Annotated in this window: 16 protein-coding genes and 1 pseudogene; 5 read left to right on the top strand and 12 right to left on the bottom strand. The window is 71.5% G+C overall.

Annotated features, from left to right (window positions below; translation table 11 throughout):
• The first annotated feature begins 143 nt into the window (after positions 1–143).
• Both ACZ61E_RS04625 and ACZ61E_RS04620 read left to right on the top strand, forming a co-directional pair.
• Entirely contained in the window at positions 144–1,139 is a 996-nt protein-coding gene (locus ACZ61E_RS04625; protein WP_469697529.1) for a sigma-70 family RNA polymerase sigma factor, read from the top strand.
• 98 nt (positions 1,140–1,237) lie between these two features.
• Positions 1,238–3,688 carry a SpoIIE family protein phosphatase gene (locus ACZ61E_RS04620; protein WP_469697528.1) on the top strand — a complete coding sequence of 817 codons (2,451 nt, stop codon included), beginning with the start codon at positions 1,238–1,240 and terminating at the stop codon, positions 3,686–3,688.
• A gap of 64 nt (positions 3,689–3,752) precedes the next feature.
• Here the strand turns inward: ACZ61E_RS04620 and ACZ61E_RS04615 are convergent.
• The 12 genes and pseudogenes from ACZ61E_RS04615 to ACZ61E_RS04560 all read right to left on the bottom strand — a co-directional run.
• Positions 3,753–4,022: pseudogene (locus tag ACZ61E_RS04615) on the bottom strand (STAS domain-containing protein); the annotation flags it as partial.
• Between the two features lie 57 nt (positions 4,023–4,079).
• Positions 4,080–5,357: a thymidine phosphorylase gene (locus ACZ61E_RS04610; protein ID WP_469697527.1), complete on the bottom strand. Its 1,278-nt coding sequence runs from the start codon at positions 5,355–5,357 to the stop codon at positions 4,080–4,082.
• Between the two features lie 16 nt (positions 5,358–5,373).
• Complete coding sequence (locus ACZ61E_RS04605; RefSeq protein ID WP_469697525.1) at positions 5,374–5,784, bottom strand: cytidine deaminase; 411 nt, start codon at positions 5,782–5,784, stop codon at positions 5,374–5,376.
• Complete coding sequence (locus ACZ61E_RS04600) at positions 5,781–7,046, bottom strand: ABC transporter permease (protein ID WP_469697524.1); 1,266 nt, start codon at positions 7,044–7,046, stop codon at positions 5,781–5,783. The genes ACZ61E_RS04605 and ACZ61E_RS04600 overlap by 4 nt, the downstream gene beginning before the upstream one ends.
• Complete coding sequence (locus tag ACZ61E_RS04595) at positions 7,043–8,257, bottom strand: ABC transporter permease (protein ID WP_469697522.1); 1,215 nt, start codon at positions 8,255–8,257, stop codon at positions 7,043–7,045. The genes ACZ61E_RS04600 and ACZ61E_RS04595 overlap by 4 nt, the downstream gene beginning before the upstream one ends.
• Positions 8,254–9,840, bottom strand: a complete 1,587-nt coding sequence (locus ACZ61E_RS04590) for an ABC transporter ATP-binding protein (protein WP_469697581.1) — start codon at positions 9,838–9,840, stop codon at positions 8,254–8,256. Before ACZ61E_RS04590 ends, ACZ61E_RS04595 begins: the two co-directional genes overlap by 4 nt.
• 183 nt (positions 9,841–10,023) lie before the next feature.
• Positions 10,024–11,073, bottom strand: a complete 1,050-nt coding sequence (locus tag ACZ61E_RS04585; protein WP_469697521.1) for a BMP family lipoprotein — start codon at positions 11,071–11,073, stop codon at positions 10,024–10,026.
• A 158-nt stretch (positions 11,074–11,231) separates the two neighbouring features.
• Complete coding sequence (locus ACZ61E_RS04580; RefSeq protein ID WP_469697580.1) at positions 11,232–12,482, bottom strand: amidohydrolase; 1,251 nt, start codon at positions 12,480–12,482, stop codon at positions 11,232–11,234.
• 220 nt (positions 12,483–12,702) lie between these two features.
• Complete coding sequence (locus ACZ61E_RS04575; RefSeq protein ID WP_469697519.1) at positions 12,703–13,773, bottom strand: hypothetical protein; 1,071 nt, start codon at positions 13,771–13,773, stop codon at positions 12,703–12,705.
• Between the two features lie 5 nt (positions 13,774–13,778).
• Positions 13,779–14,708 carry an N-acetylneuraminate synthase family protein gene (locus tag ACZ61E_RS04570; RefSeq protein ID WP_469697518.1) on the bottom strand — a complete coding sequence of 310 codons (930 nt, stop codon included), beginning with the start codon at positions 14,706–14,708 and terminating at the stop codon, positions 13,779–13,781.
• 10 nt (positions 14,709–14,718) lie between these two features.
• The gene (locus ACZ61E_RS04565) at positions 14,719–15,936 is read right to left on the bottom strand and encodes a cytidylyltransferase domain-containing protein (RefSeq protein WP_469697579.1); all 1,218 of its coding nucleotides are present in this window, start codon (positions 15,934–15,936) and stop codon (positions 14,719–14,721) included.
• A 599-nt stretch (positions 15,937–16,535) separates the two neighbouring features.
• Complete coding sequence (locus ACZ61E_RS04560; protein ID WP_469697516.1) at positions 16,536–17,861, bottom strand: DUF6716 putative glycosyltransferase; 1,326 nt, start codon at positions 17,859–17,861, stop codon at positions 16,536–16,538.
• 187 nt (positions 17,862–18,048) lie between these two features.
• Here ACZ61E_RS04560 and ACZ61E_RS04555 point away from each other — a divergent pair, with 187 nt between their 5' ends.
• The 3 genes from ACZ61E_RS04555 (at position 18,049) to ACZ61E_RS04545 (ending at position 21,354) form a co-directional block, all read left to right on the top strand.
• Positions 18,049–19,029 carry a glycosyltransferase family 2 protein gene (locus tag ACZ61E_RS04555; RefSeq protein WP_469697514.1) on the top strand — a complete coding sequence of 327 codons (981 nt, stop codon included), beginning with the start codon at positions 18,049–18,051 and terminating at the stop codon, positions 19,027–19,029.
• Positions 19,029–20,381, top strand: coding sequence for a polysialyltransferase family glycosyltransferase (locus ACZ61E_RS04550; RefSeq protein ID WP_469697512.1), 1,353 nt, complete (start codon positions 19,029–19,031; stop codon positions 20,379–20,381). The genes ACZ61E_RS04555 and ACZ61E_RS04550 overlap by 1 nt, the downstream gene beginning before the upstream one ends.
• Before the next feature lie 244 nt (positions 20,382–20,625).
• A complete protein-coding gene (locus tag ACZ61E_RS04545) occupies positions 20,626–21,354 on the top strand; it encodes a hypothetical protein (RefSeq protein ID WP_469697578.1) in 729 nt (242 codons plus the stop codon).
• The last annotated feature ends 165 nt before the right edge of the window (positions 21,355–21,519 follow it).

The raw sequence follows: 21,519 nt of genomic DNA, 5'->3' as shown, positions 1-21,519 counted from the left end.
CGCCGGGCGGCCCCGGACGAGGGGCGGGCCGCGGCGCGCACCCCGGCCGAGCAGGCAGTTCCCGCCGTGGGGCGCCGATTGTCAGTGGGCTGCGGTAGCTTCCGAAGGACTGGGTTCCAAGGGTGCTACTGGGGTGACCATCGATGAGTGATACGGCTACCACGCAGGATCTCGACTCACGGCTGGAGAAGCACCGCACGGAGCTGACCGGCTACTGCTACCGGATGCTCGGCTCCGCCTTCGAGGCCGAGGACGCCGTGCAGGACACGATGGTCCGCGCCTGGCGGAGCTTCGACAAGTTCGAGGGCCGTTCGTCGCTGCGCTCGTGGCTCTACCGCATCGCGACGAACGTCTGTCTCGACATGCTCAACGCGGGCAATCGGCGTGCCAGGCCCATGGATCTCAGTGAGGCGACCCCCGTGTCCCAGGCGAAGCTGAACTCACGTCCGGAGGTCACCTGGCTGGAGCCGGTTCCCGACGGCCGGGTCCTGCCCTCGGTGGTCGACCCGGCGGAGACGGCGGTGGAGCGGGAGACGATCCGGCTCGCCTTCGTCGCCGCCCTCCAGCATCTGCCGCCGAAGCAGCGTGCCGTGCTGATCCTGCGGGAGGTCCTGGCCTGGCGGGCCGCCGAGGTCGCCGAGCTGCTGGAGACGACGGTCGCCTCGGTGAACAGCGCGCTCCAGCGGGCCCGCGCGACGATCGCGGAGTCGCGGCCGGCCTCGACGGACGCCTCGGACCCGCTCGACGAGGAGCAGAGGGCGCTCCTGGAGCGGTACGTGGCCGCGTTCGAGGGCTACGACATGAAGGCGCTGACCGCGCTCCTCCACGAGGACGCCACGCTCTCCATGCCCCCGTACGACCTGTGGCTGCGCGGGCACGACGACATCGTGGGCTGGATGCTCGGTGTCGGCGAGGTCTGCCGCGGTTCGCGGCTGGTGCCGACGGTCGCCAACGGCACGCCCGCGTTCGCGCACTACCACCCGGCTCCGGACGGCGACGGTTACACACCGTGGGCGCTGATGGTCATCGAGATCGAGGAGGGCCGGGTCAGCGGGATCACCTCCTTCCTGGACACCGAGCGGTGGTTCCCGCTGTTCGATCTCCCGGCGCGTCTGGAGAAGGACGGGAGCCCGGCCTGATCCGAACGACGGGCCCCGGTCGGGGGCGGGGGCGCGTTTGCTCCTGGGCTGGCCCCGGCCCATGGTGGAGGTATCGGGGTGTCGGCGGGAAGGGCACGATGACGCCAACCGAAACCGCCAGTGAGAGCCGGAAGCCGCGGCCGGACGACGCCGCGGCGGCAGCGGGCACCGCCAGAGTCACGGTGGACCCGCACGGCACGGTCACCGGGTGGAACGAGGGCGCTCGGCGGCTGCTCGGCCATGCCCCCGAGGAGATCGTCGGGCGGCCCGCGCGTGAGCTGCTCGCCGGGGGGCCGTCCGCCGGGTCGCCGCGCTTCTCGGCGTCACTGCGCAGGTGGGACGGGACGGTGCCGCTCCTGCACCGGGACGGTCACCGGGTCACGGTGCGTCTGCTCGCCCACCGGCGGACCCCGGACGACACGGGCGCCGACGGTGACACCCCCGACGAGGGGTGGTTCGTGTTCTCCGCCCTCACCCCGGAGTCGTCGCCCTCGAAGGACGACCAGCTGGTGAAGTGGGCGTTCGCCGGGTCACCGACCACGGCCGCCCTGTACGACGCCGACCTGCGGCTGCGGCTCGCCAACTCGGACATGGAGCGGGCGGTCGGTCTGTCCGAGGAGGCGATGCGGGGGCTGCGCGTCCCGGAGATCATCGCCGACCCGCAGGCCGTACGGACGGAGCGGCTGATGCGCCGGGTGCTGGAGACCGGCGAGCCGGACCAGGTGCAGGCCGTCCTTCAGCTGGCGGGGCACCAGGGCCGGAGCACGTGGACGATCTCCCTCGCCCCGGTGCGCGACCCCGGCGGAGAGGTGCGTGGTGTCCTCGTCTCCGGCCAGGACATGACCGAGGAGAACCGGGCCCGCAGCCGTCTGGCCCTGCTCAACGAGGCCAGTATCCGCATCGGCACCACCCTGGACCTCACCCTCACCGCCGATGAGCTGGCCGATGTGTCCGTCCCCCGGCTCGCCGACTTCGTCACCGTCGACCTGCTGCCCTCCATCGAGAACGGCGAGGACCTGCGCGCCGGTCCGCTGAGCAGCCCCGTCAGGCTGCGCCGGGTCGCCTGCCGCTCCATCCTGGACGGCTGCCCCGAGGCCGTGATCGGTCAGGGGGCGGTGGCCGTCTACCCGAAGGGCTCGCCGGCCGCCGAGTGCCTGTCCACGGGCCGGCCGCTGATCCGGGAAGTGACCCCGGCCAGGGTGACGGCGTGGGAGAAGAACGCCCCGGAACGGGCCGAGCGGGTGCGGAAGTACGGCTTCCATTCGGTGCTGGCCGTGCCGATGCGCGCCAGGGGCATCACCCTCGGAGCCGTCACCTTCTCCCGCCACCGCCGCCCGGAACCGTTCGAACAGGACGATCTGCTGCTGGCCGAGGAGATCACCGCGCGGGCCGCGGTGTGCATCGACAACGCCCGCCGCTACGGCCGCGAGCGCCGTACCTCCCTCACCCTCCAGAGCAGTTTCCTGCCGGGACGGCCGCCCCGGCAGGCCGCTGTCGAGATCGCCAGCCGCTATCTGCCGGCCAGCGCGCGGGCGGGCGTCGGCGGCGACTGGTTCGACGTGATCCCGCTCTCCGGCGCCCGCGTCGCCCTGGTCGTCGGTGACGTCGTCGGCCACGGCATCCAGGCGTCGGCCGCCATGGGGCGGCTGCGCACCGCCGTGCGCACCCTCGCCGACGTCGATCTCCCGCCGGACGAACTGCTGACGCATCTGGACGACCTCGTCATCCGGCTCTCCGCCGAGGCGGACAGCGCGGAGGTCCCCTCCGGCGACATCGGCGCCACCATGCTGTACGTGGTCTACGACCCGGTCAGCCGGCGCTGCACGCTGGCCCGTGCCGGGCATCCGGTGCCGGCCCTGATGACGCCGGACGGCGGGGTGGAGTTCCTCGACGTGCCCGCGGGCCCGCCCCTGGGGGTCGGTGGTCTGCCGTTCGAGACCACCCAGCTGGAGCTGCCCGTGGACAGCGTCCTGACGCTCTACACCAACGGTCTCGTCGAGGCCCGCGACCGCGATCCCGAGGAAGGCGCCGACACCCTGCGCGAGGTGCTGTCGCGTTCGGCCGGGTCCCTGGAGGAGAGGTGCGACACCGTGCTCCGGACGCTCCTCCCCGACCCGGACCGGCCGGCCGACGACGTGGCGCTGCTGATGGCCCGCACCCGCGCCATGGACGCGGCCCACGTCGCCACCTGGGACGTGCCGCACGAGGCGGCGGCCGTCGCCAGGGTCCGCAAGGACGCCTGCCGGCAGCTGGGCGAATGGGGGCTGGACGACGCCGTGTTCATCACCGAGCTGGTGGTCAGCGAGCTGGTCACCAACGCGATCCGTTACGGCGACTCCCCCATCCGCCTCCGGCTGATCCGCGATCGCAACCTGATCATCGAGGTGGCCGACGGCAGCAGCACCGCGCCCCATCTGCGCCGCGCCCGGGTCTCCGACGAAGGCGGGCGCGGACTGCTGCTGGTCGCGCAGCTGACACAGGGCTGGGGCACCCGCCAGACGTACACCGGCAAGACGATCTGGGCCGAGCAGAGTCTGACGCCCGTCTGACCGGCGGGGGGTCGGGGCCCGTTTCGACCGGGCCGCCGGGCCCGTCGGCGGCCGGCAGGACATCCGTCAGTCCGACGAGTTCGAGCAGCGTCAGCAGCTCGGGCCCCGCGCCGGCCAGCCGGATCCGGCACCCGCGCCTGCGGGCGACGAGTTGCAGTCTGGCGAGGGCGTTCACGGCGGCGGCGGTCGGCCTGCCGAGCGCGCCGACGTCACAGACCGCGTCTGTGGCGCCGCTGTCCCTCAGCCGTGCGGCGAGCTGGTCGCAGAGCTGGGGGACGTCGGCCGCGGTGACCGGTCCGCGCAGGGCGAGGAGGATCGTCTTGGTGGCTTCCACACCCGTTGAGACCGGCGCGCCCGCCGGAACTCATCGCAGCGCACCGGACACAGTCCGTCAGGCGATGCGGTCCAGGACGATCGGGGCGGCGGTGAACGCGGTGCCGGCCGGGGCGATGTCGTACGCCGAGGCCAGCGATTCGAGCGCGTAGCCGAACTTCTCGGGCGTGTCGGTGTGCAGGGTGAGCAGCGGCTGCCCCGCCGTCACGGTCTCCCCCGGCTTGGCGTGCAGCTCCACGCCGGCGCCCGCCTGCACCACGTCCTCCTTGCGGGCGCGGCCCGCGCCCAGGCGCCAGGCGGCGACACCGACGTCGTACGCGTCGAGCCGGGTCAGCACCCCGGAGGACGGCGCGGTGACCACCTGGTGCTCGCGCGCCACCGGCAGCGCCGCGTCGGGGTCGCCGCCCTGGGCCGCGATCATGCGGCGCCAGACGTCCATGGCCGAGCCGTCGGTGAGGGCCTTGGCCGGGTCGGTGTCCGGCAGGCCGGCGGCGTCCAGCATCTCGCGGGCCAGGGCGAGCGTCAGCTCCACGACATCGGCCGGGCCGCCGCCGGCGAGGACCTCGACCGACTCGCGCACCTCCAGGGCGTTGCCCGCGGTGCGCCCGAGCGGGGTGGCCATGTCGGTGAGCAGCGCCACGGTGCGTACGCCGTGGTCGGTGCCGAGGCCGACCATCGTCGAGGCCAGTTCGCGGGCGTCCTCGACGGTCTTCATGAAGGCACCGGTGCCGACCTTGACGTCCAGGACCAGTGAGCCGGTGCCCTCGGCGATCTTCTTGGACATGATCGAGGAGGCGATGAGCGGGATCGCCTCGACGGTGCCGGTGACGTCGCGGAGCGCGTACAGCTTCTTGTCGGCCGGGGCCAGTCCGTCACCGGCGGCGCAGATCACGGCGCCGGCGGAGTCCAGCACGCCGAGCATCTCGGCGTTGGAGATCCGGGCCCGCCAGCCGGGAATGGACTCCAGCTTGTCGAGGGTGCCGCCGGTGTGCCCGAGGCCGCGTCCGCTGAGCTGGGGAACGGCCGCGCCGCAGGCGGCGACCAGCGGTGCCAGCGGCAGTGTGATCTTGTCGCCGACACCGCCCGTCGAGTGCTTGTCGGCGGTGGGGCGGGACAACGACGAGAAGTCCATGCGCTCGCCGGAGGCGATCATGGCGGCGGTCCAGCGGGCGATCTCCGTGCGGTTCATGCCGTTGAGCAGGATCGCCATGGCGAGGGCCGACATCTGCTCGTCGGCGACGTCACCGCGCGTGTAGGCGTCGATGACCCAGTCGATCTGCTCGGGGCTCAGCTCACCGCGGTCCCGCTTGGTACGGATGACGGAGATGACGTCCATGGTGTTCCTCGATTTTCTAGGAGAGGTGCTGCGGCCCGAAGGCCTGAGGCAGCATCTCGGAGAGCGGGAGGACCCCCTCCGGGGTGTCCAGCAGCAGGCCGGGGCCGCCGAACTCGTACAGCAGCTGGCGGCACCGGCCGCACGGCACCAGGAGCGCGCCCGCGCCGTCCACGCAGGTGAAGTGCGTGAGCCGGCCCCCGCCCGTCGCGTGGAACGCGGAGACGAGCCCGCACTCGGCGCACAGGCCGAGGCCGTAGGAGGCGTTCTCGACGTTGCAGCCGGTGACCGTCCTGCCGTCGTCCGCCAGGGCGGCGGCGCCGACCCGGTAGCCCGAATACGGCGCGTAGGCACGGGACATGGCGTCCCGGGCCGCCGCGCGCAGGGCCTCCCAGTCCACGCCGCCGGTGGCGGTGCCGGCGCCCGTCATGTGCCCTGGCCTCTGCGATACGCCAGGCCGTTGGCCTTGGGCATCCGCAGCCGTTGTGCGGACAGGGCGAGGACGAGCAGGGTCGTCACGTACGGCGCCGCGTCGACGAACTGGCTCGGGACCTGGTCCACCAGCGCGTACCAGGTGAACAGCAGCGCGGAGACGGCCGCGGAGATCGCCGCGGAGACGTACTTGCGCTTGTAGAGCTGCCAGCCCACGACGAGTACCAGCAGGATCGCCAGCAGCAGGAGCATGGCGTGCACGTTCTCGGCGCCGCCGCGCAGCTTGAGGCTGTCGGTGAAGCCGAACAGTCCGGCGCCCAGCGCCATGCCTCCCGGCATCCAGTTGCCGAAGATCATCGCGGCGAGACCGATGTAGCCCCGGCCACCGGTCTGGTTCTCCTGGTAGATGCCGGTGGCGACGATGGCGAGGAACGCGCCGCCGAGTCCGGCGAGACCGCCGGAGACGGTGACGGCGATGTACTTGTACTTGTAGACGTTGACGCCGAGCGTCTCGGCCGCGATCGGGTTCTCACCGCAGGAGCGCAGGCGCAGTCCGAAGGACGTACGCCACAGGATCCACCAGGTGGCGGGGATCAGCAGCAGGGCGACGATCGTCAGCAGGGACAGGCCCGTCACGAGACCGCCGAGCACTCCGGCGATGTCGGAGATCAGGAACCAGTGTTTCTGCTGGAGATCGGCCAGCGCGTCGGCCAGTCCCGGAATGGTGATCTCGGTGATCGAGTCGATGCGGGGGGACTGCTTGGAGGAGCCGCCCTCCTCGTGGGCGAAGGTGAAGTTGGAGAGGTAGCGGGTCACACCGACGGCGAGGATGTTGATGGCCACACCGGAGACGATGTGGTTCACGCCGAAGGTGACGGTGACGATCGCGTGCAGCAGACCGCCGAGCGCCCCGCCGAGTATGCCGAACAGGACACCGACCCAGGGACCCCACTGGAAGCCGGCCCAGGCACCGAACCAGGTGCCGAGGACCATCATCCCTTCGAGGCCGATGTTGATGACGCCCGCGCGTTCGGCCCACAGGCCGCCGAGTCCGGCGAGGCCGATGGGTACGGCGAGTTCGAGCGCGCCGGCCACCTGTCCCACGGAGGTGATGTCCTCCGCGCCGCTGATCAGCCGGACCAGGGAGATCAGTGCCAGTCCCGCCGAGATGATCAGCAGGATGACGGGCAGGGTGAGCTTGCGCCGCCCGCCGCCCTTCTTGGGAGCCGCACTCGCTGCGGTAACGGTGCTGGTACTCACAGGGCAGCCCCCTTGTCGTTCTTGTCGGTCTTGTCGTTCTCGTCGCTCTTGGAAAGGGAAGCGGAAGCGGAGCCCGGACCGCTGCCCGGTCCGGAGCCTCCGGAGTCGGCCTCGGTACGGATCGCGCCGCCCGCCGCGAGCTCCTCGCCGACCTTCTGCTGCTGACGGCGGAGACCGTAACGGCGGACCAGTTCGTAGCTCACCACGACGGATATCACGATCAGGCCCTGCATGATCGTCGCGATCTCCTTCTCGTACCCGTACTGGTCGAGGGAGGCGGACGACTTGTCGAGGAAGGCGATCAGCAGCGCGCTGAACGCGATGCCGAGCGGGTGGTTGCGGCCCAGCAGCGCGATGGTGATGCCGGTGAAGCCGATCCCGGTGGGGAAGTCGAGGCTGTACGTGTGGGTGTCGCCCAGCAGCGTCGGCATACCGACCAGACCGGCGATGCCGCCGGAGATCAGCATCGAGGTGAGGATCATCTTCTTGGCGTCGACGCCGGATGCCTGCGCGGCGCTCTCGCTGGCGCCGGTGGCGCGCAGGTCGAAGCCGAAGCGGGTGCGGCCGAGGACGAACCAGTAGATGACACCGCAGAGCGCGGCGACGAAGGTGAAGCCGTAGATCTCGCCCGCCTCGGCGCCCATGGACAGTCCGGGGAACCAGCCGGACTCCGGGATCTCACCCGTCGTCAGGTTGTTGGAGCCGGCGGGCTGCTCACCGAAGTTCTTCGGCAGGATCAGCCAGGCGACGAGGCTGGTCGCGATCGAGTTGAGCATGATCGTGGAGACGACCTCGCTCACCCCGCGCGTGGTCTTGAGGATGCCCGCGATACCGGACCAGAAGGCGCCGACGAGCATCGCCGTGAGCACGATCAGGGCGATCTGGAGGGGGCCGGGCAGGGTCACACTGGCACCGACGAGCGCCGCGATCATCGCGGCGAGCCGGTACTGGCCGTCGACCCCGATGTTGAAGAGGTTCATCCGGAAGCCGACGGCGACGGCGAGCGCGGCGAGGTAGTACGTACCGGCCTGGTTGACGATCAGGACCTGTACGTCGACGTAGCTCGCCGACTCGAACATGATGCGGTACGGCTCCCACGGGTTGGTGCCCGAGGCGAGCAGCACCACCGTGGTGAGGGCGATGGCGACGACCAGCGCGAGCACCGGGCCGGCCAGGCCCAGGATCAGCCGGTCCTTGTCGAACTTCTTCATCGGGCCTCGTCCTCCGGGGCTGCCTCGAGATGGCCGGTGGCGGCACCGGTCATGGCGGTGCCGAGTTCCTCCGGGGTGATGGTCGCGGGGTCCGCGTCGGCGACGAGCCTGCCGCGGTACATCACGCGCAGGGTGTCGGAGAGGCCGATCAGCTCGTCGAGGTCGGCGGAGATCAGCAGCACCGCGAGGCCTTCGCGGCGGGCGGCCTTGATCTGGTCCCAGATCTGGGCCTGCGCGCCGACGTCGACACCGCGTGTGGGGTGGGCGGCGATGAGCAGCTTCGGGCTGTGGCTCATCTCGCGGCCGACGATCAGCTTCTGCTGGTTGCCGCCGGAGAGGGAGGAGGCCGTGACGTCGATGCCGGGGGTGCGGACGTCGTACTCGACGACGATGCGCTTGGTGTCGGTGCGCGCCGCCTTGGGGTCGAGGAGTCCGCCCCGGCTGTTGGGGCGTTCGGTCACATGGCCGAGGATACGGTTCTCCCAGAGAGGGGCTTCCAGCAGGAGTCCGTGCCGGTGCCGGTCCTCGGGGATGTAGCCGATGCCGCTCTCGCGGCGCGTGCGGGTGGGCGCGTGCGAGATGTCCGCGGAGTCGAGGGTGATCACGCCGCCGTCGGGGTCGCGCAGCCCCATCAGCGTCTCGATCAGTTCGGTCTGGCCGTTGCCCTCGACGCCCGCTATGCCCAGGACCTCGCCGCGGTGGATGGTGAAGCCGATGTCGGCGAGCACCTCGCGTACGACACCGTCGGGGTCGGTGGCGGTGAGCCGCAGGTCCGCGACCCGGAGTACGGGGACGTCGGTGACGGTGGACTCGCGGGTCTCGGGCGAGGGGAGTTCGCTGCCGACCATCAGCTCGGCGAGCTGCTTGGTGCTGGTGTTCGCGGGGTCCGCCGTGCCGACGGTCGTGCCGCGCCGGATGACGGTGATGTCGTCGGCGACGGACAGCACCTCGCCCAGCTTGTGCGAGATGAAGATGACGGTGAGGCCCTCGGCCTTGAGCTCGCGCAGGTTGTCGAAGAGCGCGTCGACCTCCTGCGGGACGAGGACCGCGGTGGGCTCGTCGAGGATGAGGATGCGGGCGCCCCGGTAGAGGACCTTGAGGATCTCCACGCGCTGGCGGTCGGCGACGCCGAGTTCCTCGACGAGGGCGTCGGGGCGGACCCCGAGGCCGTAGGCGTCGGAGATCTCGTTGATCTTCCGCCGCGCCCCCTGGCCGATGCCGTACAGCTTCTCGCCGCCGAGGACGACGTTCTCCAGGACGGTGAGGTTGTCGGCGAGCATGAAGTGCTGGTGCACCATGCCGATGCCGCGCGCGATGGCGTCGGCCGGGCTGTTGAAGGTGACCTGCGTGCCGTCGACGGTGATGGTTCCCTCGTCCGGCTTCTGCATGCCGTAAAGGATCTTCATCAGGGTCGACTTGCCGGCACCGTTCTCACCGACGAGGGCGTGGACGGTGCCCTTGCCGATGGTGATGGCGATGTCGTGGTTGGCCACGACGCCGGGGAACCGCTTGGTGATGCCGTGCAGTTCTACGGCGGGGGGACTGCTGGACGCGTTGATGACGCACTCTCCTTGGCCGGACAGGAGCTGGGGCGGGGCGGAGGGCAGGGCGGGGTGAAGCTATCGCGCCGGAGGGGCGTCTACACGCGTAGCGCTGCCGAATCGTGAGCGTAGATCTTGGGGAGAAACCGGTACCGCCGTCGTGACCGGGGGCCCGGAGCGCCGGCGGATGTCGCCGTCGCTCCGGGCCCCCGTGCACGACACCGGTTACGGAGCCGTCTTGACGGTGATCTTGCCGTCGACGATGTCCTGCTTGGCCTTGTCCACCGCGGCGGTCACGTCGGTCAGCTTGACGTAGGCCGGGTTGGAGTCGGTGAGGCCGACGCCGTCCTTGTCGAGGCCGTAACGGATCTCGCCGTTCTGGGGCTCACCGTCCTCGACCGACTTGATCAGGTTGAACACCGCGTCGGCGATGTCCTTGGTGACCGAGGTCAGGATGCTGTCCTTGTACTGGGCGAGACCGGCCTGCTTGTACTGGTCGGAGTCGACGCCGATGTTCCACTTGCCCGCGGCCGAGACGGCCTCGATCGAGCCGGAGCCGGCCAGACCGGCCGCCGCGTATATGACGTCGGCCTTCTTGTCGAGCTGGCCCTGCGCCGCGGCCTTGCCGAGGTCGGGCTTGGAGAAGCCGTCGAAGTTCGGGGGCTGGGTCAGGTACTGCGAGAGCACCTTCACCGAGGGGTCGGTGTCCTTGACGCCCTGCGCGTAGCCGGCCTCGAACTTCTTGATCAGCGGGGTCTCGACACCGCCGATGAAGCCGACGGTCTTGGACTTGGTGGCCTTGGCCGCCGCGACACCGGCGAGGTAGGAGCCCTGCTCCTCGTTGAACACCATGTTGGCGATGTTCTTGCCGGTCACCGAGGAGTCGTCGATTATGCCGAAGGTCGTCTTCGGGAACTTCGGGGCGACCTTCTTGATGGCCGGGGCGTAGGCGAAGCCGACGCCGATCACCGGGTTGTTGCCCGCGCGGGCCAGCTCGGTCAGGCGCTGGACCTTGTCGGCGTCGGACTCGCCGTCGGACGGCTCGGCGTCGTTGCCCTTGACCTTGAGGTCCTTCTCGGCCTTCGCCAGACCCGCGTACGCGGCGTCGTTGAAGGACTGGTCACCGCGGCCGCCGATGTCGTACGCGATGGCGACGCTTTTCTCCTTGGAGTCGGACGCTGCGTCCGAGGAGGAGGTGTTGCCACACGCGGTGGCGGTCAGCGCGAGCGCCGCGGACGCGACGCCCACGGTTGCGATCCTGGTGATCCGGCGCAAGGGAGGCTCCTTCAAAGCGACCTAAGCGCCTCTTCCGGCGCTGGTTTCGCCGCGATCGTAACGCGCGTAGATGTCAGATAAAGCCCTGTACGGAAGCCGTTATCGGATCGTCGCGAACAGGATGCGCGAGGTCCGATTACGGTAAGGGGGACGGCCGGTTACGAACGGTCGCCGTCGATGAGCGCGGCGGCGGTGAAAAGCTCCACCCCGACCTGAATCGCCCGTTCGTCCACGTCGAAATCGCCCCGGTGGAGATCGTGCCGGGCGGAGTCCCCCGGAGTCCGTACGCCGAGCCGCGCCATCGCGCCGGGGACCTGCTCCAGGTACCAGGAGAAGTCCTCGCCGCCGAGACTCTGCTCGGTGTCCTCGATCGAGTGCGTGCCGCGCCGCGCCGTCTGGGCGTCGCGCAGCAGTTCGGCCATCATCAGGTCGTTGACGACCGGCGGGACCCCGCGCACATAGTTGATCTGCGACTTGGCGTGGTAGAGCGCGGAGATCTCGTCGATCGCGGCGTGCACGAGGTCCGGGGCCTCGCGCCAGGACTTCAGGTCCAGGCAGCGGACGGTGCCGGACAGTTCGGCGTGCTGCGGGATGACGTTGCAGGCGTGGCCGGCGGCGATACGGCCCCAGGTGAGCGCGAGCCCGGACCGGGCGTCCACGCGGCGGGCCAGCAGCGCGGGCACCTCGGTGGCGACCTTCGCGGCGGCCGTGACCAGGTCGGTGGTCAGATGCGGGCGGGCGGTGTGGCCGCCGGGGCCGTCGAGGCTGACCTCCAGCCGGTCGCAGGCGGAGGTGATGGGGCCGGTGCGCAGACCGATCGTGCCGACGTCCACACGCGGGTCGCAGTGCACCGCGATGATCCGGCCGACGCCCTCCAGGACACCGGACTCGATCGCGTCGAGCGCGCCGCCGGGCAGCACCTCCTCGGCGGGCTGGAAGATCAGCCGCACCGGGTGGGGCAGCAGGCCCTCACGGTCGAGCGCGGCCAGGACCAGACCGGCGCCGAGGACGGCGGTGGTGTGGACGTCGTGACCGCAGGCGTGCGCGCGGTCGGGCACGGTGGACCGGTAGGCGACCCCGGCCTTGGTGTCCGGGATGGGAAGCGCGTCGATGTCCGCGCGCAGCGCGAGCATGGGCCGTACGCCGGAGGCGGCGGTGGTGCCGTCGCGGGTGCCGATGTCGCAGAAGAGTCCGGTGCCGGTGTTGAGTACCCGGGGCACGAGTCCGGCCTGCTCCAGGCGGTGCTTGAGCGCGGCGGTGGTACGGAACTCCTGGTTGCCGAGCTCCGGGTGCATGTGCATGTCTCTGCGGAAGGCGATCAGCTCGGTACGGAGCGCTTCGGGCAGCTTGCCGGGGAGCGCCGCGGTGCTGGACTCACCGGAGAGGTCGGCTTCGGACTCGCGGGACATCAACTGGTTCACCTGTTGAAGGGTAGGCCCCCCGAGGGTGCGCCTGCCCGACGATCAACAAAACTTCAGCCCGAAAGGGCTAAGAAAACCGGACGGGAGGCGAATAGCCGCTTCCCGGGGTGGGTAAGCTCGCTTTTCCGTTGCGAGACGATGACGGAAAGTGACGATCGCCCGGAGCCGTCTCCCGTACGCGTCCGCCGGGCTGCGGCTGCCCGCCACCTCAGGCGGAGGCGGGCAGCCTCGGCAGCCGGGTTACGTCCCTGGCCGTGCCGGTGACACCGGACAGGAAGCCGTGGGCACGCGGTGAGGCGTTGTCCTTCAGCCACTCCGGTGCGATGTCCCACACGGCCACCCGCACACCCGTACCGGCGAGCGCGAGCGGCAGCGTGTGAACGACCGTCGAGGGGAAGCTGAGCACGGTCGACCCGATCGGGCCGCGCCGGGCGATCAGCTCCAGCGGCAGATCGGGCCGGACGATCTCCAGACCCGTCTCGGTGGCGAGCCGGTGCAGCTTCTCCACGCTCTCCCTGCGGTGCGCGAAGTAGCGCGTCGCACCGTGGCCGCGGGCGAGCGAGCCGACCGCCGTCAGATACCGCTCCAGGTCGACCACGCCCGTCTCCACGAGCGAGGTGCCGACCATGTCGGCGCCCTTGGTGATCCGGGGCGGCCCGAAGGTGGTCCTGGTCCAGCCGAAGGTGTTGGCCGTGACCGTGATGCCCGGCGGCGCCTCGACGGGCATCGAGGTGAAGACCTCGACGCCACGGGTGCGGGACGGTGTGAGCCGGCGCCGTGCGACGGCGGAGACCGGCGCGAGAACCATCTCGCGCGGTCCGCGCCTGCCGCCGCGCCGGTGCCAGCGCACCAGCGGCTCGCCGTGGACGAGCTGCGCGATGAACTCCATCGTCGCCGTCCCGTCGTCCACCACGGTCAGCTCCTTGCTGCTGACGAGGGTCAGCAGGAGCTGTACGTAGCGGGAGAACGGGTCGCCGATGACGATCCGCTCCGCCCCGCGCAGCAGCGGGGCCAGCTCCCGTATCGTCCGCAGCGGCGCGCTCGCGCCGCCGCGGGCCTCCTGCCAGCGCACGGTGAAGCCCGCGTCGCGGGCCAGCTCGGCCATCCGCCGGAGCTGGCCGCGCGACATGGGGTCGGTCGGCGACAGGACGACCACGGTGAGCTCCTCACCGGTCGCGCTCGCCCGCGCCCACTCCAGCACGTTCAGGAGTTGGACGGGGCTCTCCACGAATGCGATGGCGCGGGGGGACGGGGTGCGCACCCCGGAGGGACGGCTCATGGCTGTCAGACCGCCACGGGCTGTGCGCCGTCCGCGGCCTCGGCGACGACGCCGGTGACCCGGCGGAGCTTCTTCATCGGGCCGAGCTCCGACTCGTAGACCTTCTTGACGCCGTCGCCGAGGGACGCCTCGATGGTGCGGATGTCGCGCACGAGGCGGGTGAGGCCCTGCGGCTCGACGGAGGCGGCCTGGTCGGAGCCCCACATGGCGCGGTCGAGCGTGATGTGGCGCTCGACGAACGCGGCGCCGAGGGCGACGGCGGCGAGGGTGGTCTGGAGACCGGTCTCGTGGCCGCTGTAGCCGATCGGCACGTTCGGGTACTCGGCCTGGAGGGTGTTGATGACCCGCAGGTTCAGCTCCTCGGCCTTGGCCGGGTAGGTCGAAGTGGCGTGGCAGAGAAGGATGTTCTCGCTGCCGAGCACCTCGACCGCGTGCCGGATCTGCTTCGGCGTCGACATGCCGGTGGAGAGGATGATCGTGCGGCCGGTGGCGCGCAGGGCGCGCAGCAGCTCGTCGTCGGTGAGCGACGCGGAGGCCACCTTGTGGGCGGGGACGTCGAACTTCTCCAGGAAGGCGACGGCCTCGGTGTCCCACGGGGAGGCGAACCAGTCGATGCCGCGCTTCTTGCAGTGCTCGTCGATGGTGCGGTACTCGTCCTCGCCGAACTCGACGCGGTGACGGTAGTCGATGTAGGTCATCCGGCCCCAGGGGGTGTCGCGCTCGATGTCCCACTGGTCGCGCGGGGTGCAGATCTCGGGGGTGCGCTTCTGGAACTTGACGGCGTCGCAGCCGGCCTCGGCGGCGGCGTCGATCAGCGCGAGCGCGTTGTCGATGTCGCCGTTGTGGTTGATCCCGATCTCACCGGTCACGTAGACGGGGCGGCCGGGGCCCGCGGTGCGGGTGCCGAGGGTACGCAGACGGGAGTTGGTGCTCATTGGGGGGTCCTTAGCTGGTCGAGATGACGGTGATGGGACGGCGGGGGTTCGAGGGGGTGTTGACGTCCAGACCGGGACCGAGGAGCCAGCCGGCGATCTCGCGGATCGCGCCGGCGCCGCCGGGGGTTGTCGTGACGGCACGCGCCGCCGCGCGTACGGCGTCGTGGGCGCTCGCCACGGCCACCGGCCAGCCGGCGAGCGCGAAGCACGGGAGGTCGTTGACGTCGTTGCCGACGTACAGCACCCGGTCGGGTGTGACTCCGTGCTCGTCGCACCACTGCTTCAGTGCGAGGTCCTTGCGGTCGATGCCGTGGAGCACCGGCACGCGCAGCTTGCGGGCGCGTGCGGCGACGACCGGGTTCTGCTCGGTGGAGAGGATGAGCAGTTCCAGGCCGGCGCGGCGGAGGGCGGCGATTCCGAGGCCGTCACCGCGGTGTACGGCGACGGTCTCGCGGCCCTCCGAGTCGACGAGCACCCGGTCGTCGGTCTGGGTGCCGTCGAAGTCGAGGACGACCGCGTCGATGTCGGCGCGGCCGGGGAGCCCGGTGGTGTCCAGGAGCGGGGCGAGGGCGCGGGCGCGCTCCAGGTCGTGCGGGTCGTCGATCTCCAGCACCCGCTCGGGGTCGGTGGAGACGAGTCCGGTACGGCCGAAGAAGCGGTGGCCGGCCTCGCGGAAGCCGTCGGCGCGCATCGCGTAGGCGGCGCCGGTCTCCAGGAACTCCTGGGGGCGGTCCTGCCTGCGGGGCCGGTTCGACTTGTCGTGGTTGACGCCGAAGCCGTCGCTCTCGGAGCGCCAGATGAAGCCGTGGGTCGGGGCGACGGTCAGCGCGCTGTCGGCGCCGCCCTCGGTGACGGCGGAGACGACGCCGTCGAGGTCGCCCGGGGTGATGAAGGGGCTGGTGCACTGCACGAGGAGGACCACGTCGGTGCGGTGGGCGGTGCCGCGCATCGCGCCGTACGCGTCCATCGCGTGCAGGACGGCGGCCTCGCTGGTCGCGGTGTCGCCGGCGATGGCGGCCGGACGCAGGACGACCTCGGCCCCGGCGGCGCGGGCGGCGTCGGCGATGGCGGCGTCGTCCGTGGAGACGACGACGTCGGTCACCTGACGGGCGGCCCGGCAGGCGCGTACGGCCCGTACGACGAGGGGCACACCGCCGACCTGGGCGAGGTTCTTGGCGGGGACGCCCTTTGATCCACCACGGGCGGGGATCACGGCGAGGACGGTCATGGACGGGTCTCCTTGTTTCACTGCGTCGTGCTGAATCTCCACACCCACGCGCTGCTCGCCCTGCGCGGCCCAGCCGCCCCACCCGTATCCGGCGAGCACGTCGGCGGCCAGGGGCCGCCGACGCCCACGGATGCCACCGCCCGCGCGGACCTCCGGCGCGAGCGCACCGCCCGCGTCCGCGGACACCCGCCCGCCGGTGCCGGGCACCACACCCGCAGGCGCCGCAGTCGCGAACACCCGCGCGGCGCGCGGCCGTTCGGCGCCCGCGGCGGCGGGCGCATCGCCCGCGCCCAGCGCGGGCACCCACGTGTCGGCGCCCTGCGCCGCAGAGCCCTGTGCGGACGCAAGCGCGGCGCCGGACGCGCATCCCGAAACGTCGGCCTCCGGCGCGGACGCACCGCCTGCGCCTGCGGACACCTCTGCGCCGCACGCCGGTTCGGCGCCCACGGATCCCGGAGCGGCGAGCGCACCGCCCGCGTCCGCGGACACCCGCCCGCCGGTGCCGGGCGCCGCACCCGCAGGCGCCGCAGTCGCGAACACCCGCGCGGCGCGCGGCCGTTCGGCGCTCGCGGTCGGCGTGCGTGGCGTGAGGGGGGCCGTCACAGGTCGCCCATTCGGCGGATCACCGGGGCCACGCGCTGGACGCCGTGGCGGTAGGCGCCGCGGGCCGCCGCGCGGACCGTGTCGCGGACCACGCGGCGCACGCCCGTCGTGCCCGTCCGCGCCGTGCGGCCGGCCGCCGTCAGCGGGGTGCCGTCGGGTGCCAGGTGGTAGCGGGCGAGGAGGCCCGGCAGATAGCCGGGCGCCGTGGTCGCCGTGTAGTACGGGGTGACCGGCGGCAGTTCACCGTCGGCCAGCAGCTTCGCGACGCGCTCGCGGGCCGTGTCGAACGCCGAGGCGTAGCCGCCGTCGGCGGCGACCCCCTGCCGGTCGGCCCAGACGGGGTCGGCCTTCGGCCGCTGCCCGCCGTCGAGCTGGTCCCAGGAGGCCAGGCAGCCGGAGCCGATGAAGTGGTGGTTGCCGAGCGGTTCGCGGATCCCGAGGTCGGTGAGGATCGCGGTGGGGATCCGGCGGTGCAGCGACTCCAGCGCGGCCGTCGAGGAGACGGTGACCAGCAGGTCGGTGCCGTCCAGGACCTCGCCCATGTTCCCGTACACCAGACGGAAGTTGGGCGGCAGACCGCCGGGCAGCCTCTCGGCGAGGCGCTGGTACGGGTACTCCTCGACGTGCGTCGTCTGCTCACCCACGCGGCTGCGCAGCTTGAGCAGGACTTCACGGCGCGGGTGCAGCCTCGCGTGCTCGACCAGCCGCCGCAGCAGATACGCGCGGTCGGCGCGGGTCAGCGGGACGGACGGCTGGGCCGCGAAGACGACGGTGTCCCTGCCCTCCTCGGGGGTGTAGCGCGCGCCGCCGAGGAAGGGCAGCGCGGCCTCGGTCACCGAGCCGGAGTCGGCACCCACGCCCTCGTACACGGCGCGGAAACGCTGGGCGTCGTGGCGGGAGTTGGCGAGGACGATGTCCGCGCCGTGGCGCAGCAGCAACCCGTCGGAGAGCTTCTCGTAGACGACACCGACATAGCCGGTGACGAGCGCGGGCCGGTCGCGCGGACCCAGCGCGGATATCCCGTGCAGCATGGCCTGTACGGCGCCGCCGACGAGGGCGAGGACGACGACGTCGTACGTCTCCTCACGCAGCACGTCCAGGAACTCGGTCCCGGTCGTCTCGCGCAGCGCGTCCGCCTCTGCCCCCACCTCCGCGAGCTGGCGGGCCGTGGGCGTCGCTCGTCCGCGCAGCAGGAAGCCGCTGAGCTCGATGTCGCGGTCGTCGGGTGCGATGCGGCGCGCGGTCAGCGCGCCCCACTTCCACCGTGTGTCGGAGTCGGCGAGCACGGCGACCCGGACCGCTTTGCTGGTACGTGATGGCACGTGTTGGACGTTAGGAAGGCATGGGGATTGGCGGCCCAACGCAACAGCAATAAAGGGTTAACAGCGGGTCGACGGAGAGCGAAATGGCCCGGGGGCGGACTTGGTTAACCATTCCGCCATCCTTCGTTCACCTGGCATCCCCGCGGATGTCGGAACGAATGCCGGGCCGCCCCTTAGCGTCACCGGCGTGGTCAAGCTCTCTGTCGTCGTGCCGTTCTACAACGTGCAGACATACGTCCCCGAAACCCTCCGGAGCCTCGCGGCGAACACTCGAAAGGATTTCGAGTTCCTGCTCGTCGACGACTGCTCGACCGACGGCACTCCCGAACTCCTGCGGCGCGCGGAACGCGAACTGCCCGGCGCGGTCCTGCTGAGGCACGAGAGGAACGGCGGACTGGCGACCGCGCGCAACACCGGTCTCGACGCCTCACGCGGTGAATACATCACCTACCTCGACGGCGACGACTGGGTGCGGCCGGGCTACTACGAGAGCCTGCTGGCCACGATCGAGGGCCTGGGCTGCGACTTCGTCCGCACCGACCACGTGCAGTTCACCGGCCGGACCCGTACGGTGCACCGCGTCCCGGTCGGCCCGCGCGGCGAGGTCCTTCAGCCGCGCGCGACGATCCTGCCCGCGGACCGGACCACGTCGGTGGATTACGCGTACGCCTGGGCCGGGGTCTACCACCGGCGCCTCGCCGACCGGGGGCTGCTGCACTTCACGGACGGGCTGCGGACCGCCGAGGACCGGCCGTGGATCTGGCGGCTGCACCGGGAGGCGGAGTCCTTCGCCGCGGTGGGGCTGCTCGGGATCTTCTACCGGCGCGGCGTCGCCTCCTCGCTCACCCAGATCGGCGACGTACGGCAACTGGACTTCATCCGCGCTTTCGACCAGGTCGTGGCAGAAACGGCGGCGGACCGCGAAGGCGAGCGTTTTCTGCTGAAGGCGGTGCGTACCTATCTGGCCATCATTTCGCACCACTTGGCGGCGAAAGGACGATTCGAACCCGCCGTGGCCCGGAAATTGCGCACGATGAGCGCCGCCGCGATGAAACGGCTGCCGCAGGACGTACTGGGAGAAGCGCTGAATTCGATGGACCTGGACCGTTCGACGCAGTTGCGCCGGCTGCGCAGGCGGCAGGCAGCGAGCGGGAAGGCGGCGGCCTGATGACGACGTCCCTCTCCGGCGGCCGTACGACGCGGGTGTTCTACGCGTCCACCCTGTACGGCGCGGCCACGCTCGCCGCCGCGATCGACGCGGGTCTGTTCCCGGCGGCCGACCGGAGCGTCCTGGTCGTGAGCAACAACGCCGGTACGCCCGAACTGACCCCGGCCGTCCATGAGACGCCCGGCTTCGAGCGGCTGCGCCACCGGTTCGACTCCGTGCTGTCGTGGAACGAGACGATCGCGCCGTTCCACCCCGGCGGCTGGGTCCCGCGCGAGGACGACCTGCCGCTCTGGGAACGCCATCTGCGGCTCGCCTGGGGTCTGGGCGACGACACGGTGGAGCTGGTCCTCGAATCGATCCAGGTCAGCCCGGCGCTGACACTCGCGGAGATCTTCACGGCCGCGCGGATCGAGGTGTACGCGGACGGGCTGATGAGCTACGGCCCCACCCGGAACCGGCTCGATCTCCAGGTGGGCGCGCGGATACGCAGGCTGCTGCACCTCGATCTCGTACCGGGCCTGGTGCCGCTGCTGCTGACCGAGTTCGGGGTCCCCTCCGTGACGGTCCCGACCCCGGCCTTCCTGCGGGTGCTGGACCAGCTGTCGGACACCGCGACGGACTTCGAGACCCCGGCCGAACAACCCGCGCTGCTGCTGGGGCAGTACCTCTCCGCGCTGGGCATCCTCACCGAGCGCGAGGAGGAGGACCTGCACATCCGGATGGTCCGGGGCGTGGTCGGACTCGGCCACCGGCACGTGGTCTTCAAACCGCACCCCTCCACGCCGGCGGCCCGGTCGCGGCGGCTGGAGGAGGAGGCGGCGCGGCTCGGGGCCCGGCTGACCGTGCTGGACAGCCCGGTGCTGGCGGAGGTCCTGTACCGGCGGCTGAAGCCGGCCCTGGTGGTCGGCTGCTTCTCGACGGCGCTGTTCACGGCGTCGGCGTTCTTCGGCATCCCGGTGGCCCGCACCGGCACGGACACGCTGCTCGACCGGCTCTCGCCGTTCCAGAACAGCAACCGGGTGCCGGTGACGCTGGTGGACGCGCTGATCCCGCCGCTGGACGACGACGGCACGTTCCGGCCTGAGCCGGGCCCCGCCGAGCTGGTGACGGCGGTCGGCTTCACGATGCAGCCCCTGATGCACCCGGAGCTGCGGCCGGCGGCGGAGACCTTCCTGGCTGCGCGGCTGGACCCGCACACACTGCGTTACTTCAAGCGCCGGCGTCTCACGACGCTCGGGCTGCCGGGCGCGGTCGGCCCGCGGCTCGTGCGCGTTCCGCAGAACGCGGCGGCGCGGCGGGTGGTGCGCCGGGCGCGACGCCTGCGGCGCGCGGTGCTGCGGCTGCGCGCGTAGACGCCGCCGTCAACCACCGAACGGATCGCCGGTGTGTTCGATCGGTCAAAGGGCTTGTGAGGCAGGGCAATTGACTGTCAAGTCGCCTTTTCCGGTGAAACCGCTCCTTTGATCCATATGGCGGAAATCGATGCAAAAAAGCATTCACTTCCGTCCCGGTGGCGTTGATGGTCACGTGGAACCACGTGAACTCTGGGACCGGAACAGTGTCCTCGCCGAAGCCTTCTGCGCCAGCGACGAGCAGGTGCGGCAGGCTCAGGCCGTGCTGGACGAGGCGCAGGCGGAGCGGAGCCGTACGCTCGCCGCGTTCGCCGTCACGGTCGGCAACGACGGGGCCGTCGCCGACCTCATGGGGCTGAACGAGCGCGAGGTGCGGCTGGCGCGGCGCACGGTCGGCAAGACCGACGCGCGCCGCGTCGCCGAGGAGCTGCTGGAGCGCTGTCCGCAGGCGAGCACGCAGCCCATTCCCCAGGCCCAGGTATCCGCGGTGACACCACCCGCGCAGCCGGCCGCTCCGCCCCTGGTGCAGCCGCAGGAGGAGACGTTCACCGAGCAGGTGTACGCGCAGCAGGTCACCCAGGCGGCTCCGGCCGATGTGCACCTGCCGCATCCGCGCGCCGAGGGCGGCGGGACGCTCCAGGAGACGGCCCCGCAGCAGGACGTCGCCGCGCCCGTGATCCACCCGGCGGAGACCGAGAACAACCCGGTGGTCTGGTCGTCGAGCATGGACTCGGTACTGCTCTGGAGCTGGCAGTCCGGCCTCGACCTCCAGACAGTGGCCGGCGAACTGGGCCTGGACGTCCGGGCGTTGCTGCTGCGCGTCCAGGCGCTGGCCGACAACGGGATGCTCACCCCGTCCACCACGCAGAGCGCCGAGGTCAACCGGGCGGGCCGGCACCGCAGACACCACGAGGAGGGGTACGCGGCGCTGTTCAGCCCCACGGCCACGTTCCCGACGCAGGTGCACTACTGACCCGGCGCCGAGCCGGGCCCGGGGGGGGGGGGGGGGGGGGGGGGGGGGGGGGGGGGGGGGGGGGGGGGGGGGGGGGGGGGGGGGGGGGGGGGGGGGGGAGAGGGGGGGGGGGGGGGAGGGGGGGGGGGGGGGGAGGAGGAGGGTGAGGACCGCGCCGTACGCCTA

The organism is Streptomyces sp. NPDC104581, from assembly GCF_055583685.1.
This window is presented reverse-complemented; position numbering and strand designations above follow the sequence as displayed.